Below are 15,291 nucleotides of genomic sequence, written 5' to 3' on the forward strand. Positions count from 1 at the left end.
TTTCCCCCGGATCGCGGACAGACACGCCATGATCGTCCGTCCGCGGCCCAACGTCTTCACCATCCTGTTCGCCCTGCGCGGCTCGATCCTGCCCAAGGTCGCGCCGAAGGTGGTCGCCATCACCGCGCTCGCCTGCCTCGTGGTCGGGCTGGAGCAGCGGCACGCCGAGTGGTTCCCGGTCACCGCCGGGATCGGGCCGTTCACCCTCGTCGGCCTCGCGCTCTCGATCTTCCTGAGCTTCCGCAACGGCGCCTGCTACGACCGCTGGTGGGAGGCGCGCCGGGCCTGGGGCACGCTGATCGTCGAGATGCGGGCGCTCGCCCGGCTGATCCCGGCGCTGCTGCCGGAGGCCGGGCAGGCGGATGTGCGCCGCCGTAGCTTGCGCCGGGCGGTGGGCTTCGCCCAGGCGCTCCACGCCCGGCTGCGCGGCCTCGACGAGGCGGGGGCCGCCGAGCCGTGGCTACCGCCGCAGGAAGGCCTGTCGCTCGCCGACCGCCCCAACGCCGCCGACGCGGCACTCGCCGGCCTCACCCACGATCTGGCCGGCGCGATGCGGGCCGGGGCCTTCGGCGAGGTGAGTTTTGCGACCTTGGAGCACAAGGTCGCGAGTCTAGCCGCGATCCAGGCGACCTGCGAGCGCATCCAGGGCACGCCGCTGCCCTTCGCCTACACGCTGCTGCTCTACCGCACCGCCTGGCTCTACTGCCTGCTGCTGCCGTTCGGGCTGGCCGGCTCGCTCGGCTGGTCGACGCCGGTCGTCGCCGCGCTGGTGGCCTACGCCTTCTTCGGCCTCGACGCGCTCGGCGACGAATTGGAAGAGCCGTTCGGCACCGACGCCAACGACCTGCCCCTCGACGCGCTGCTGCACGCCGCCACGGCGCCGGTGCTCGACGCGCTCGGCGAGAGCCGGCCGGAGCCGCCCAAGGCCGAACGGTTCACGCTTCGCTGACAGATCACACGCCGCTGCGCTTCTGTCCCTCCAGATCGGGTACGACCTGCCCGAAGTTCAGCACCGAGACCAGCGTGACGCCGCCGAGCACGTTGCCGATCAGTGTCGGCGCGAAGAAGCCGGTGAGGTAGGCCCCCATCCCGATCTCGCCGGTGGCGACGAGGTAGAACGCATCGACCGAGCCGGCGACGATGTGGGCGAGCCCGCACATCGAGACGAGCCACGTCATCAGGATGATGATGAACGGTGCCGCCGACCCCGTCGCCGGAAGAATCCACACCATCAGGGCGATCAGCCAGCCCGCGAACACCGCCTTGATCACGGTGGTCCAGAACGGATCCTCGATGGTGTGGCGGCTGATCTCGGCGAAGGCTTTGCGCACCTCCGGCTGGAAGGCGTCGGTATGGGCCAGCACCGAGGCGATGACGAAGGTCGCCAGGATGTTGCCGACGAGCACGATGGACCACAATCGCGCCACCCGCGCCAGCGACCCGAGCGTCCGCTCGTTGAGCAGCGGCAGGATCGGCGTGACGGTGTTCTCCGTGAAGAGCTGTTGGCGCCCGAGCACGACGATGAGGAAGCCGATGGAATAGCCCATGCTGAGCACCAGCTCGGCCCAGGGCTCGTGCGGCAGGTGCCCCTTGAGCACGCCCGGCACGATCAGCGAGAACCCCATGGTCAGCCCCGCCGCGAAGGCGGAGAGTGCCAGCGCCAACGTCGTGCGCCGCAACTCCTCTTCGCCCTCCCGGCGGATGATCTCGTGCAGGATCAGGGCGTCCGGGCGGTGCCCCTGCTCGACCTCGGCGGCGTCCTTCGCGCGCTTCTCAGCCGTTTCGTCGGCCCCGCGGCTGCGCTGTTCGTCGTCGGACATCGGGCTCTCGTCCGTGGCTCGTCCGTGGCTCGGCCGTGGCCAACGTGCGGAAGAGCGGCCCCGCTCCGGCAAAAGGGAGATTTACCGCAGATTGCCGTCGTCAGGCCTTCGGCTCACGCCGCGCCGCGATCAGAGCGGCACGCGAGGCCTCCAGTTCCGACACCAGCGCCCGCGCCTCCTCGATCTTCAGGCTCAGCGCCTCCAGAATCTCCCGCCCCTCGCCGGAGAAGCTGCGCACGGCGTCGCCCGCCTGGGTCAGGGCGATGCCGGAGGCCGTCACCGCGGCGCCGTACTCGGCCTGGACCCGGTCGAGGCGCTTGAGCTTGAGATACATCGGCACCACGCAGGCGCTCGTCGCGACGAGCGCAATGAGCAGGATGCCGTCAACCAAGGAGCCCATCCGCCCCCTCCTTCTCGGGATTGATCGCCTCCTCCACCCGCAGGACGTAGGCGCCCTGCGACTGGCCGGCCCGGCACCAGAACAGCGGCCGGTCGTTGCCTTCCAGCTTGATCCGCGTGGCGGGCGTGGCATCGAGTTCGAGCACCTGACCGACCTTCAGCCCGGCGATCTCGCCGAGCGTCAGGTGGCGCTCCTCCAGCACGGCGCGCAGGCGCACCGCGGTCTTCTGCACCTCGGCCGTGATCTGCTGGGCCCAGCGCGGATCGCGGGCGGCGGATTCGCCGGTCAGCACCTTGCCGAGCGCGGGACGGAGCGGATTCAGCACCGTCTGCGGGATGATGAGGAACATCTCGCCGCCGCGGTTGAGGGCCTGGAGCAGGAACTTGGCCTGCACCGACTTGTTGGAGCGCCGGCCGATGATGGCGAACTCCATGCGGGTCTCCATCCGCTCCAGGCGGAACGGCGTCTGCGAGACGAGGCCGAAGGAGGATTCGAGCGCCTTGCCGACCTGCTCGAACACCATCTGGGCGATGCGCAGTTCGATGGCCGAGAAGTTGCGCTCCTCCTCCACCGGCGGCTCGGAGCCGTCGGAGCCGAACAAAACCTCGACCATCGTGTAGATGAAGTCGCGGTCGAGCCCGACGAGGATGTGCCCGTCCCATTCCGGCGCGTGGAAGATGCCGACCACCGCGTTGGAATCGTAGGCGTCGAGCATCTCGCCGAAGCGCCCGCCCTCGATGCCGCTGAGCGAGTAGAAGGTCGAGGAGGCGGCCTGGTGCTTGGCCGCGTCGCTGCAGGCGGTGGCGAGCCGGTCGAAGATGACGTGCAGCATCGGCAGCCGGTCGAGCGACAGGCCGCCGGCCTCCTGGATGCGGGCGCGGATGTCGAGTGCGGGCTTGGGCGCCGCCGCCGCCGTGAGCAGCGCGTCGAGGGCGGAAGCGGGCTTGCCGGCAGCGGGCGTCACGGCCGGCGCCTCGGCCGATGCCGGGTCGCGATCCAGCGCGCGCGCCAGTTCCTCGGTCGATCCTTCAGCCGGAGCCGAAGCCGGCACGGTGGCCAGGATGTCCTCGAACGCGGGCGCCTCAGCCTGAACGGTCCGCTCCACGGGCGCGTCGACCGACTCTTGCACCGTCTCTTGCACCGTCTCTTGAGGCGCTTCTTGAACCGTCTCTTGCACCGGCCCGTCCCCTTACGCGGCGGCCGGGGCGCGGCCGCCCGGCACGGTGGCGGCCTCGACCTCGTCGATGGTCGGACGGTCGGCGCCGGCGATGCCCTTGCGGCCGTGCTCGATCGCGACTTGGGGCAGCGCGCCGTTCATGTAGGCGATCAGCGTCTGCTTGATGATGGTGTAGGGGGCGCATTGCTTCTCGCGCACGCCCTTCACCTTGATGGCGAGGGGGGCCAGCACGCCGTAGGAGGCGAACACGCCGAAGAAGGTGCCGACGAGCGCGGCGCCGATCAGGCCGCCGAGGATCTGCGGCGACTGATCGAGGGCGCCCATCGCCTTCACGATGCCGAGCACCGCCGCGACGATGCCGAGCGCCGGCAGCGCCTCGGCGACCGTGTTGATCGCGCTGTAGGGCTTGAGCTTGTACTTGGTGTGCGTGCCGATCTCCTCCTCCATCAGCGCCTCGATCTCGTGCGAGCGGGCGTTGCCGATGAGGATCAGGCGGCAATAGTCGCAGATGAACAGCACCAGATCGGGGTGCTTGGTGACTTCCGGGAAGTTCTTGAAGATCTCGGATTCGGTCGGGTTGTCGAAGTGCGTCTCGACCTCGTTGCGCGGCTTGGTCTTCAATTCGCGCATCAGGGCGTGGAGCAGCCCGAGGAGCGACAGGAAATCCTGGCGCTTGGGGCCCTTGCCGGTGAAGGCCTCCATGGTGGCCTTGCCGGAATCCATCACGGTCTTCAGCGGGTTGGCGATCACGAAGGTGCCCGCCGCCATGCCGCCGATGATGACGAACTCCCACGGCTGCCAGATGACGATCAGGTGGCCGCCCATGGCCACGAAGCCGCCGAGCATGCAGCCGATGGCGATGACAAGGCCGACGATGATTCCCATGGCACGCGTTCCGCAAACGGCCGTCGACGTGAGGGCGGCCCTTGGGCCAGGGGAATAGGCGGGCAGGCTTGCGCGGGGCTTTGTCGGGCGGGCGGGTTGGAGGAGAAGGTTCGAGCGCATAACTGAGGCTCGTCATTCCGCCATCGGAGAACACCTTTGCCCCACGACGACGGCCCGCCCCAGATGCACGCCACGACGATACTGATGGTCCGCAAGCGCGGGCGCGTGGTGATCGGCGGCGACGGGCAGGTCAGCCTCGGCCAGACCATCGTGAAGGGCAACGCCCGCAAGGTCCGGCGGCTCGCCAAGGGCAGCGTCATCGGCGGCTTCGCGGGCGCCACGGCCGACGCCTTCACCCTGTTCGAGCGGCTGGAGGCCAAGCTCGAACAGTATCCCGGCCAGCTCACCCGCGCCTGCGTCGAGCTGACCAAGGACTGGCGCACCGACCGCTACCTGCGCCGGCTGGAGGCGATGATGCTGGTCGCCGACAAGGAGGTGAGCCTGCTGCTCTCCGGCTCCGGCGACGTGCTGGAACCCGAGACCGGCGTGATGGCGATCGGCTCCGGCGGCAACTACGCCCTCGCCGCCGCCCGCGCTCTGGAGGACGGTGACCTCGACGCCGAGGCGATCGTGCGCAAGGCGATGAAGATCGCAGGCGACATCTGCGTCTACACCAACGGGAATCTCGTCATCGAGACGCTCGACGCGGGTTGATTCAAACCCACTCCGCCATTCCGGGGCCGCGACTGGAAAGCCTCTCCCGGCGCGCCTAGATCCAACTCCTCGGCGTCCGAGCGCCGCAGACCTGGAAAAAAATGACCACCTTCTCCCCCCGCGAGATCGTCTCCGAGCTCGACCGCTTCATCGTCGGCCAGAAGGATGCCAAGCGCGCGGTCGCGATCGCGCTGCGCAACCGCTGGCGCCGCCAGCAGCTCAAAGGGCCGCTGCGCGAGGAGGTGGCGCCGAAGAACATCCTGATGATCGGCCCGACCGGCTGCGGCAAGACCGAGATCGCCCGGCGGCTGGCCCGGCTCGCGGGCGCGCCGTTCCTCAAGATCGAGGCGACCAAGTTCACGGAGGTCGGCTATGTCGGCCGCGACGTCGAGCAGATCGTGCGCGACCTCGTCGAGGTCGGCATCGGCCTGACGCGGGACGAGAAGCGCAAGGCCGTCAAGGCCAAGGCGGAGGCGGCTGCCGAGTCCCGCATCCTCGACGCGCTGGTGGGTCCCACCGCGAGCCAGGCGACCCGCGAGAGCTTTCGGAAAAAGCTGCGGGCGAGCGAGTTGGACGACAAGGAAGTTGAACTCGAACTCGCCCCGAGTGGCGCGCAGGGCATGCCGATGTTCGAGATTCCGGGCATGCCCGGCGCCTCCATGGGGGCGATCAACCTCAACGACATGCTCGGCAAGGCGCTCGGCGGCCAGCGCGGCAAGCCGCGCCGGATGACGGTGGCCGACGCCTACGCGCCGCTGATCGCCGAGGAATCGGACAAGCTCGTCGATGACGACGCGCTGATCCGCGAGGCGGTGCGCGAGGTCGAGGACAACGGCATCGTCTTCCTCGACGAGATCGACAAGATCTGCGCCCGCGAGGGCCGCTCCGGCGCCGACGTGTCCCGCGAGGGCGTGCAGCGCGACCTGCTGCCCTTGATCGAGGGGACGACGGTGGCGACCAAGCACGGGCCGGTGAAGACCGACCACATCCTGTTCATCGCCTCCGGCGCCTTCCACGTCTCGAAGCCGTCCGACCTGCTGCCCGAGTTGCAGGGGCGGCTCCCGATCCGCGTCGAGCTGCAGCCGCTCACCGTCGAGGATTTCAAGCAGATCCTCACCGCCACCGAGGCGAGCCTGATCAAGCAGACGGTGGCGCTGATGGAGACGGAAGGGCTGACCCTCGACTTCACCGACGATTCCATCGACGCGCTCGCCCGCGTCGCCGTCGAGGTGAACGGCTCGGTGGAGAATATCGGCGCCCGCCGGCTCCAGACCGTGCTGGAGCGGGTGATCGACGACATCTCCTTCACCGCCACCGACCGCTCCGGCGAGACCGTGCGGATCGACGCCGCCTATGTGCGCGACCGAGTGGAGGATCTGGCGGCGAACGCGGATCTGAGCCGGTTCATTTTGTGAGGATGGAGCCTATAGCCTCGCTTCGAGAAGGCACCGAAACGGCGACCGCGCATTCCCTCTCCCCGCACGCGGGGAGAGGGGGGAGCCTACCGATTCTGAAGTGATCGATCGAACAGCGCGCCGATGACGGAGCGACCCGCGAGCCTCCTGCTCCCCGTCGCGGCGGTGGTCGCCGCGATGGTGTCGATCCAGTCCGGCGCAGCGTTTGCCAAGACCCTGTTCCCCATCGTCGGCCCGGCCGGGATGACCGCCCTGCGGGTGGGCTTCGCCGCTCTGATCCTGCTGGCGCTCCGACGGCCTTGGCGGCGCAGCCTCTCGGCGCGGGAACTCGGGGCCATCGCGCTCTACGGCGCGGCCCTCGGGCTGATGAACCTGCTGTTCTACCTGTCGCTGCGCACGGTGCCGCTGGGGATCGCGGTGGCGATCGAGTTCACCGGGCCCCTCGCCGTCGCGCTCTGGGGGTCGCGGCGACCGGCCGACCTCGCCTGGATCGGGCTCGCGGTTCTCGGCCTCGTCGGGCTGCTGCCGCTGCACGAGACGGCCGCCATCGATCCCCTCGGCGCCGCCCTGGCGCTCGCGGCGGGCGGGTGTTGGGCGCTCTACATCGTGTTCGGGCAGGCGGCGGGCCGGGCCGGCGGCCCCTCGGCGGTGGCGCTCGGGATGAGCGTCGCCGCGCTCCTCGTCGCGCCGGTCGGAATCTGGCAAGCCGGGGCCGACCTGCTGGTGCCCGCCACCCTCGCGGCCGGACTCGCGGTGGCGGTGCTGTCGAGCGCCCTGCCCTACTCGTTGGAGATGTTCGCGCTCACCCGCATGCCGCGCCCGGCCTTCGGGGTGCTGATGAGCCTGGAGCCCGCCATCGCCGCGCTCGCCGCCATGCCGCTGCTCGGCGAGGTGCCGAGCCCGGTGCAATGGGGTGCGATCCTCTGCGTCAGCGCCGCCTCGATCGGCATGACGGTGAGCGCGCGACGACGGTCCTAACGCCGGATCAGGATCACACCGCCGATCAGCAGGAAAATCCCCAAAAGTCGCGAAACATCGAGCGGTCGCTGTTCGAGGCCGAGCCAGCCGAAATGGTCGAAGGCGACGGAGGCGAGCATCTGCCCGGCCACGACCAGCACGATGAAGGCCGCCGCGCCGAGTTGCGGCACCAGCACGATGGCGAGCCCGATGAAGACCGCCCCGAACAGCCCGCCGGTCCATGCCCACCACGGCGTCCGCAGCAGCAAAGCGGAAGCGGGCGGCGGATCGCGCAGGGCCACGGCGAGCGCCGCCATGCAGGCGAGGCCGACGAAATAGCTGGCAAAGCCCGACCACGCCGCTGATCCGAGGGCACTCCGCAGGTTCGCGTTGACGATCTGCTGCGTCACGACGCTGATTCCGGCGAGCATCGCCAGGGCGGCGGGGATGAGGAAGAGCATCGTGAGAGCCTCGGCCGAGGCCGCCGGGACGGCGGACTTCGATCCACCTTGACAATCACTCCGCTCCCATGCCGTCAAATGACCGAACCTCAAAAATCCATGCGGATCGGGCATGATTAATCCGGCCCATCTCGATCTCTTCCGGGCCGTGATTCGGCACGGGGGCATGACGCGGGCGGCGCACGCGCTGGGTCTCGGCCAGCCGCATGTGAGCCGGGCGATGGCGGCGCTCGAGGCCGAGCTCCGCTTTCCGCTGTTCGTGCGCGGGCACGGCGCGGCGCTGCCGACCGAGGCGGGAGAAGCCTTCGCCCGCGAGGTCGAGCAGACCTATGCCGGCCTCGATCACCTGAGCCGGGCGGCCCGCCGCATCGCCGAGCGCGGCACCGGCGCCCTGCGCATCGCCTGCCAGCCCTCGCTCGCCGCCCGCCTGCTGCCGCGGGCGATCCGCCGGCTCGACGCCGAGGTGCCGGGGGTGCGCGTCTCGGTCCACGTGCCTGGCCCGGATACGATATGGGCCTGGGCGGCCTCGGGCCAGTGCGATATCGGCCTCGCCCGACCCCGCGACGGCTATACGGAGGTGACGGCTCAGCCGTTCCTGACGATGGATGCCGTCTGCGCCGTCCCGCGGGGACACCGGCTCGCGGGGAAGCGCCACCTCGGCCCGGCCGACCTCGTCGACGTACCGCTGATCTCCGGCGGCCCCGGCCCGTTCCAGCAGGCGATCGAGGCGGCCTTCGCCGCGGAGGGCGTCGCCCCGCGCATCGTCCTGACGGCGCAGTTCACGGCGGCCCGCTGCGGTCTCGTCGCCGAGGGGATGGGTGTCACCATCGTCGATCCCGTTCCCGCCCGCGAACTGTCGGGTCTGCCGATCGCCTTGCGCCCGTTCCGGCCCGCGCTTCCGATCGAGACGATGCTGCTGATGCCGACGGCCCGTCCGCCGGGCCGACTCGCGCAGACGCTTGTGCGGCACCTCGAAGCGGAGCGGGACGCGCTCGTCGAGGCCGCCCCGTAAGTGTCTCTCACAAAACTCCCGATGCGCCGTCGCGCCCGGAGAAGACATCGACAGTGAACGGGAGCTTTGTGAGGCACTCCAAGCCTTCAGGCCGTCCAGACCTGCCCCGGACGCAGCGCCAGGAACCGCTCCGGCGGCAGGCCCGCTTCCGTGAGCGCCTCGGCCAGCGCCTCCACCGGTCGCTCGATGCCCTCGTCGGTCAGCCGGAAGGTGCCCCAATGGTGGCCGAGCGCTTGGGTCGCCCCCAGCAGACCGAGCGCCGCGACGGCGTCGGCGGGGTTCATGTGCTGCGGCTGCATGAACCAGCGCGGCTCGTAGGCGCCGATCGGCAGGGTCGCGAGCCGGGGCGGGCCGAAGGTCGTGCGGATGTCGCGGAAGATCGTGCCGTCGCCGAAGCCGGTATCGCCGACATGGTAATGCACGCCCTGCGGCGTGGTGAGGAGGTAGGCGCACCAGAGCGCCATCCGCCGGTCGTTGACGCCCCGGGCCGACCAGTGGTTCGCGGGGGTGAGGTGGACGGTGATGCCGGCGCCGAGATCGACCGAGCCACCCCAGTCGCGGGTCTCGACATGCATGGTGTCGTCGTAGCTGCGCAGGATCGCGTCGTTGCCGAGCGGGGCCACGATCAGCGGCTGGTGGTCCTGCCACAGGCGGGCCATCGCCGGCCCGTCGAGATGGTCGTAATGGTTGTGGGTGACCAGCACCGCATCGATCGGCGGCAGGTCGGCATAGACGATGCCCGGCGGGTTGACCCGCTTGGGGCCGGCGAAGCGCACCGGGCTCGCGCGTCGCGAAAACACCGGGTCGACCAGGATGTTGCGGCCGGCGACCTGGAACAGGTAGCTCGCGTGGCCAATGAGCACGACGCGCAAGCCGTCCACGCGGTGGGGCGGCTTGTCCGGCGGGAACGGGCTCGGGAAGGAGGCGGGCCACGCCTCGGGCTTCCCCCTCATGCGCCAGCGGGCGAGATCCGAAAAGTTCTTGTCCGGCGGCTGGTTCGGGGCGTGGAAGCGCAGCCCGTCGAAATGGTCGCTCTTGGGCCCCTGATAATAGGGGTTGCTGCCGCGCCGCCGCGCGGCATAGCCGACGCCGCCGAGGGTCATCACCGTGGCCGCACTGGCGACCGTGAGCAGGCCACGCTTCTTCATACGGCCGAGATGGCTTTCCTGCTGGCGCGATCAAGCGCGGCGCGCGGCCTCATCACGGCCCGCCGGTGACCGGCTGGCCCGGATCGGAAAGCTGGATCGTCCAGTTCTTCTGCTGGCCGGTATCGACTTCGATGAAGCCGTTGCGGTCGAAGCCGCGGGCGAGGCAGTCCTCGACGCCGCGGATGGTGAAGGCGGTGTCGCGGGTGCACATCATCGCCCGGCCGCCCCACTCGCCGCCGCGGGTGTAGTCCACGGCGTAGAGGTAATAGAACTGGGCCGCCAGCGCGCCCTTCTGCAGGGTCTCGCAGGATCGGGGCTTCAGGTCCCACCACCCCTCGGTGACCCAGCCCTGCGCGTCGCGGTAACCGAGCGTCACCCCGACCTTGCTGCCGGTCTGATTGCACAGCCGCAGGTCGGCCAGCGCCGGCGTTGTCATCAGCGCCAGCAGGCACGCTGCGACCCCCATCGAGGTTTCGAAAGGACGAGTCCTTTCGCGGGTCCAGGGCAGAGCCCTGGTGAAGGGAAGCCGGGGCGCTGCCCCGGCGCCCCGCCAAAGGAATGATCCCTTTGGGAACCCGGATTCAACCGACGAGGATGACGCGGCAATCGTTGACATTCGTGCGGGTCGGACCGGGTTGGACGAGATCGCCAATGGTGGCGAAGAATCGCGTCGAATCGTTGTCCGTCAGCATCGCCTGCGGATCGAGCCCGGCGGCACGGGCGCGCTCCAGGGTCGAGGGATCGACGAGGCCGCCGGCCGGATCGGTGGCGGCACCGCGACCGCCATCGGTGCCGTCGGTGTCGGCGGCAATCCCCGCGATGCCCTCGGCGCCGTCGAGCGCGATGGCCAGCGCCAGGGCGTATTCCTGGTTCGGGCCGCCGTCACCCTCGCCGCGAATCGTCACGGTGAGTTCGCCGCCCGAGATCAGGGCGACGCGGCGTCCCTCCGCCTTGGCGTCGAGGGCGAGGCGCGCATGCTCGGCGGCGACCTCGCGGGCCTCGCCTTCGAGGTCGGAGCCCAGCATCACCGGCTCGTAGCCCGCGCGCTCGGCGGCTGAAGCCGCCGCCTCCAGGGCGTCGATCGGGCGGGCGATGATGCGGTACTCGGCCCGCGCGAAGGCCGGATCGCCCGCCTTCGGGGTCTCGTTGGCCGGGTCGTTCAGCAGCGCCACCGCGGAATCGGGAAGCGTGATGCCGCGGCGCTCGCAGATCGCGCGGGCGTCGGCGAGCGTCGAGGGATCGGGCACGGTCGGGCCGGAGGCGATGACGGAGGGGTCGTCGTGCGGCACGTCGGAGATCGCCAGCGTCAGGATTTTCTTGGCATTCTTCGCCGCGACGGCGAGGCGGCCGCCCTTGATGCGCGAGAGATGTTTTCGGACGGCGTTGATCTCGTTGATCGGCGCGCCGGAGCGCAACAGGGCCTTCGTGATCGCCTGCTTTTCCGCCAGCGTCAGGTCGCCCGCCGGCGCGATCCAGTTGGCCGAGCCGCCGCCGGAGAGCAGCACCAGCACCTCGTCGTCCGGGCCGGCGCTCGACGCCAGCGCCAGCGCCTCCTTGGTCGCCTCGATGCCCGCGGCGTCCGGCACCGGGTGCCCGGCCTCGACCATGCGGATGCCCGGCGCGTCCTCGCCGTAGCCGTGGCGGGCGACCGCGAGACCGACGATGCGATCCTCCGGCACGCCGTGCTCCTGGCGGTAGAACGCGCTCGCCACCGCGGCCATGGAGCCGCCGGCCTTGCCCGCGCCGAGGATGATCAGCCGGCCCGGCGTCGGCGCCGGAAGGTGGCCGACGAGGCACTTGCGCGGATGGGCGGCGGCGATGGCCTCGTCGAGGATGGCGGACAGCAGGGCGCGCCGTTCCCGGATGGCCGGATCGGTCGGGGCTGGGGCGGTCATGGGCGTCCTCGCGGCAGCGTCTTGGTCTGGTTTGCTCCGTGCTTGCCCGAGCCCCGGCGGCGCGGCAAGCCTTCGCCGTTTCACAAAACTTTCGCAGGGCACAGCATTCTTTTTGTTGCTGCTTCCGACGCCGCCTCACAATCCCGGCACCGATCCCGCATCACCACCCCCTCTCCGTCGAAGGCCGCTCTGTCGAAGACGGCGCGGCGGACCAGATAGAAGCCATGCTCAGCCCCGACCCCGCGCCGACGCTTCACCCGGAAGAGCCCGCCGAGATCCTCGACGGCGATCCCGCCCGCGGCCTGCTGATCCTGTGCGAGCACGCCTCGAACCACGTGCCGGCCGACCTCGACCGGCTCGGCGTGCCGGAGCGGGAATTTGCGCGCCACATCGCCTACGACATCGGCGCGGCGGCGGTGACGCGGCGCCTCGCCGGGCTGCTGGGCGTGCCCGCGGTGCTGACGCATTTCTCCCGGCTCATCATCGATCCGAACCGGGGCCGGCGCGACCCGACGCTCGTCATGCGGCTCTCCGACGGCGCCATCGTGCCGGGCAACGCCCGCATCGACGCCGCCGGCGTCGCCGAGCGCATCCGCCGCTTCTACGCGCCGTTCGACCGGGCGGTGGATGCAGCGGTCGCCCGCGCCGAGGCGGCGGGCGCGCCGCCGATGATCCTGACCATGCACAGCTTCACCCCGTTCTGGCGCACGGTCGCGCGGCCCTGGCAGGTCGGCGTGCTCTACGACCGCGACGACCGCATGGCCCGCCCGATCATCGCGGCGCTGAAGGCCGACCCCGCCGGCCTGTGCGTGGGCGACAACGAGCCCTATGGCGGGGGCCTGCCCGGCGACACCATCGACCGCCACGCCACTGCACGCGGCTTGCCCAACGCCTTGATCGAGATCCGGCAGGATCTGATCGGCGGGCCGGAGGGGCAGGAGGAATGGGCGCAAAGATTCGCGCGCCTCCTGCGACCGATGCTGCGCGGGGCCTCCGACCGGATCGTGGAGTGAAGGTTGGGCGGTGCGGAGATGCGGCTCCCGCCTCTCCGGCCGGCCGGCGGCCGGGATCCGTTCCGTCGCCACAGGCATGGGGCTCGATGGAGGAGATTTCGGCCCCTCGAAGGAATAGACGGCAAAATAAACCTAGAGTAGCGGTCAACCAGACCCGTCAGGCCGGATACAGTTTCGGCGCCAATCAGCAAGTCCGCCGACAATTCGCCGGATCCCATCAAATTTAATAAATTAGTTATTTGGAAAGTTTTTCATACTACCGGTCATGTAGACGTGATTTCAGAATACACGATCGTAGATCTGCCGTAAAAATCGGGCCAGACCGGGCATGCTGACAGTTTTCGACTGCGTCACGCGTCAGCATGATCTGCACTTGGTCAGCCTGTCCGCAGCGATCTGTGGCCTCGGATGCTTCGTCACCGTGAGCCTGATGTCTCAAGTCCAGGCCGATGCGAAGCGCCCTTATCCGCCCGCGCTGCTTTCGGCCGCTGCGGTGTTCGGCTCGAGCGTCTGGGCGCTGCACTTCGTGGCCATGCTGGCGTTCCTGCCCAGCGCCGCCATCGCCTACGACCTGAGCCTCACGGCCATCTCGATCGCCATCGCCATCGTGGGCTCGCTGGCGGCCCTGGTGCTCTGGCACAAGCGGTCGCGCTGCCCCGTCGCGCTCGGCTGCGCCGGGCTCGTACTCGGCTGCGCCATCACGAGCATGCATTATCTCGGGGTCGCGGCCATGCGCGCCTCGGCCGTCGTCCGGCTCGATCCCATCGTGGTCGCGGCCTCGGTTTTCCTCTGTGCGGCCTTCGCCACCCTGGCCCTGGTTCGCGCACGCGATCTGATCGGACCGACGCGCCGGGCCGAAGTCACCGTGTGGCTCGCCCTCGCCGTCTGCGGGCTGCACTTCATCGGGATGTCGGGCCTGACGCTCGCCCCGTTGAACCTGCCCGAGGGCGCCGACCACGTCCTCGGATCGAGCGCGCTCGCCTCGGCGGTCGGCTTCGTCAGCCTGTCGATCCTGATTGCCGGGCTGGCGACGCTGCTGCTGATGCAGCGCAAGCGCGAAGAGGCCCGAATCCGCCATTACGCCCTTCACGACGCCCTGACCGGGCTGCCCAACCGCTACCTGCTGGGGCAGCGCCTCACCCAGGCGATGGACGCGGCCACGCAGGGGGACGGCGGCGTCGCGGCGATCTACCTCGATCTCGACCGCTTCAAACCGGTCAACGACCTCCACGGCCATGCCGTGGGCGACGCCCTGCTGATTCAGGTCGCCGGGCGCATGCGCGCGGTCCTGCGCCCGACCGACACCCTGGCGCGGGTCGGAGGCGACGAGTTCGTCGCCGTGCTGACCCATGTGCCGACGGCGGATCGGATCGCGGAGATCGCCGGCCGGCTGGTCGCGGCGCTGAGCCGCCCCTTCGAGATCGAGGCTCGGCGGATCGAGATCGGCGCCTCGGCCGGGGCCGCGCGCTATCCCGCCGACGGGCGCACGGCCGAGGCGCTGCTGCACGCCGCCGACACCGCCCTCTACAGCGTCAAGGGCGAGGGACGCGGCACCGTGCGGTTCTTCGAGCCGGCGATGGAGGCCCAGTTGCAGGCGCGCCGCCAGCTGGAGAGCGAGCTCGCCCTCGCGGTGGCACGCGGCGAGTTCCGGTTGCACTATCAGCCGATCGTCAATGGCAGGACCGGCGAGATCGAGACGTTCGAAGCCCTGATCCGCTGGCAGCATCCGGTGCGCGGCCTCATCGGGCCGGCCGAGTTCATTCCGCTGGCGGAACAGAGCGACCTGATCGTCGGCCTCGGCCAATGGGTGATCGAGACCGCCTGCGCGGATGCGGCCCGCTGGCCGCGGCCGTGGCGGGTTTCGATCAACGTCTCGCCGAGCCAGCTGCGCCTGTCGGACGTGCCCGCCGCGGTCGCCGCCGCCCTGGAGCGGCACGAACTCGACCCGGCCCGCATGGTGGTGGAGATCACCGAGAGCGTGTTCATCCAGGATGCGGACGCCGCCGTCGTGGTGCTGAATCGTCTGCGGGCGATGGGGCTCCGGCTGGCGCTGGACGATTTCGGGACCGGATACTCGTCGCTGAGCTATCTGCAGCTGTTCAAGTTCGACAAGCTCAAGATCGACCGGACCTTCGTACGGCGGCTGGGCGAGAACTCGGACACGCTCACCATCGTTCGCGCCATCGTGAACCTCGCCCACAATCTCGGGATGCACGTGACGGCCGAGGGCGTCGAGACGGCGGGACAACTCGCGATCCTGCGCGCCCTGGAGTGCGACCAGATGCAGGGCTACCTGTTCGGCCGCCCGGCTCCGGAGGTGAGGATCGCGGAGACGGATGCGGCGCTCATGCGCGGGCCGCTCGCCGCCCCCCTCGTCCGCGCCGCCGCCTGAGG

15 protein-coding genes are annotated in these 15,291 nt (G+C 70.0%); 7 read left to right on the plus strand and 8 right to left on the minus strand.

Annotation, left to right across the window (positions count from 1 at the left end; all coding sequences use genetic code 11):
- Positions 1–28: 28 nt before the first annotated feature.
- Positions 29–949, plus strand: coding sequence for a bestrophin family protein (locus BM140_RS05465; protein ID WP_091942854.1), 921 nt, complete (start codon positions 29–31; stop codon positions 947–949).
- A gap of 4 nt (positions 950–953) precedes the next feature.
- Here the strand turns inward: BM140_RS05465 and BM140_RS05470 are convergent, their stop codons facing one another.
- The 4 genes from BM140_RS05470 to motA form a co-directional block, all read right to left on the minus strand.
- Positions 954–1,820, minus strand: a complete 867-nt coding sequence (locus BM140_RS05470) for a formate/nitrite transporter family protein (RefSeq protein ID WP_091942856.1) — start codon at positions 1,818–1,820, stop codon at positions 954–956.
- 100 nt (positions 1,821–1,920) lie between these two features.
- Positions 1,921–2,220, minus strand: a complete 300-nt coding sequence (locus BM140_RS05475) for a hypothetical protein (RefSeq protein ID WP_091942858.1) — start codon at positions 2,218–2,220, stop codon at positions 1,921–1,923.
- Positions 2,204–3,220, minus strand: a complete 1,017-nt coding sequence (locus BM140_RS05480; RefSeq protein WP_425287042.1) for a flagellar motor switch protein FliM — start codon at positions 3,218–3,220, stop codon at positions 2,204–2,206. The genes BM140_RS05475 and BM140_RS05480 overlap by 17 nt, the downstream gene beginning before the upstream one ends.
- A gap of 189 nt (positions 3,221–3,409) precedes the next feature.
- Positions 3,410–4,282, minus strand: a complete 873-nt coding sequence (motA, locus tag BM140_RS05485; RefSeq protein ID WP_091942860.1) for a flagellar motor stator protein MotA — start codon at positions 4,280–4,282, stop codon at positions 3,410–3,412.
- Between the two features lie 183 nt (positions 4,283–4,465).
- Between motA and hslV the strand changes: the two genes are divergently transcribed.
- The 3 genes from hslV (at position 4,466) to BM140_RS05500 (ending at position 7,389) form a co-directional block, all read left to right on the plus strand.
- Positions 4,466–4,996: an ATP-dependent protease subunit HslV gene (gene hslV / locus BM140_RS05490; protein WP_091943303.1), complete on the plus strand. Its 531-nt coding sequence runs from the start codon at positions 4,466–4,468 to the stop codon at positions 4,994–4,996.
- A 101-nt stretch (positions 4,997–5,097) separates the two neighbouring features.
- A complete protein-coding gene (hslU, locus tag BM140_RS05495; RefSeq protein WP_091942861.1) occupies positions 5,098–6,411 on the plus strand; it encodes an ATP-dependent protease ATPase subunit HslU in 1,314 nt (437 codons plus the stop codon).
- Between the two features lie 123 nt (positions 6,412–6,534).
- Entirely contained in the window at positions 6,535–7,389 is an 855-nt protein-coding gene (locus BM140_RS05500; RefSeq protein ID WP_091942863.1) for an EamA family transporter, read from the plus strand.
- Here the strand turns inward: BM140_RS05500 and BM140_RS05505 are convergent.
- Positions 7,386–7,829, minus strand: coding sequence for a DMT family transporter (locus BM140_RS05505; RefSeq protein WP_091942865.1), 444 nt, complete (start codon positions 7,827–7,829; stop codon positions 7,386–7,388). The genes BM140_RS05500 and BM140_RS05505 overlap by 4 nt on opposite strands.
- 112 nt (positions 7,830–7,941) lie before the next feature.
- Between BM140_RS05505 and BM140_RS05510 the strand changes: the two genes are divergently transcribed.
- Positions 7,942–8,841 (plus strand): LysR family transcriptional regulator, encoded by a 900-nt coding sequence (locus BM140_RS05510; protein ID WP_091942867.1) that lies wholly within the window; start codon positions 7,942–7,944, stop codon positions 8,839–8,841.
- 86 nt (positions 8,842–8,927) lie between these two features.
- Here BM140_RS05510 and BM140_RS05515 read toward each other — a convergent pair whose 3' ends face one another.
- From BM140_RS05515 to BM140_RS05525, 3 genes are all read right to left on the minus strand, one after another.
- Positions 8,928–9,989 (minus strand): MBL fold metallo-hydrolase, encoded by a 1,062-nt coding sequence (locus BM140_RS05515; RefSeq protein ID WP_091942870.1) that lies wholly within the window; start codon positions 9,987–9,989, stop codon positions 8,928–8,930.
- A 52-nt stretch (positions 9,990–10,041) separates the two neighbouring features.
- Positions 10,042–10,455 (minus strand): DUF1036 domain-containing protein, encoded by a 414-nt coding sequence (locus tag BM140_RS05520; RefSeq protein WP_091942872.1) that lies wholly within the window; start codon positions 10,453–10,455, stop codon positions 10,042–10,044.
- Between the two features lie 115 nt (positions 10,456–10,570).
- Positions 10,571–11,884, minus strand: a complete 1,314-nt coding sequence (locus tag BM140_RS05525) for a glycerate kinase type-2 family protein (RefSeq protein WP_091942874.1) — start codon at positions 11,882–11,884, stop codon at positions 10,571–10,573.
- 224 nt (positions 11,885–12,108) lie between these two features.
- On the opposite strand from BM140_RS05525, the gene BM140_RS05530 reads away from it, so the two are divergent.
- The gene (locus BM140_RS05530; RefSeq protein WP_091942876.1) at positions 12,109–12,897 is read left to right on the plus strand and encodes an N-formylglutamate amidohydrolase; all 789 of its coding nucleotides are present in this window, start codon (positions 12,109–12,111) and stop codon (positions 12,895–12,897) included.
- Between the two features lie 430 nt (positions 12,898–13,327).
- Positions 13,328–15,289: a putative bifunctional diguanylate cyclase/phosphodiesterase gene (locus BM140_RS05535; protein ID WP_244535322.1), complete on the plus strand. Its 1,962-nt coding sequence runs from the start codon at positions 13,328–13,330 to the stop codon at positions 15,287–15,289.
- The last annotated feature ends 2 nt before the right edge of the window (positions 15,290–15,291 follow it).

The sequence above is a fragment of the Methylorubrum salsuginis genome, assembly GCF_900114375.1.
GTDB lineage: Bacteria > Pseudomonadota > Alphaproteobacteria > Rhizobiales > Beijerinckiaceae > Methylobacterium > Methylobacterium salsuginis.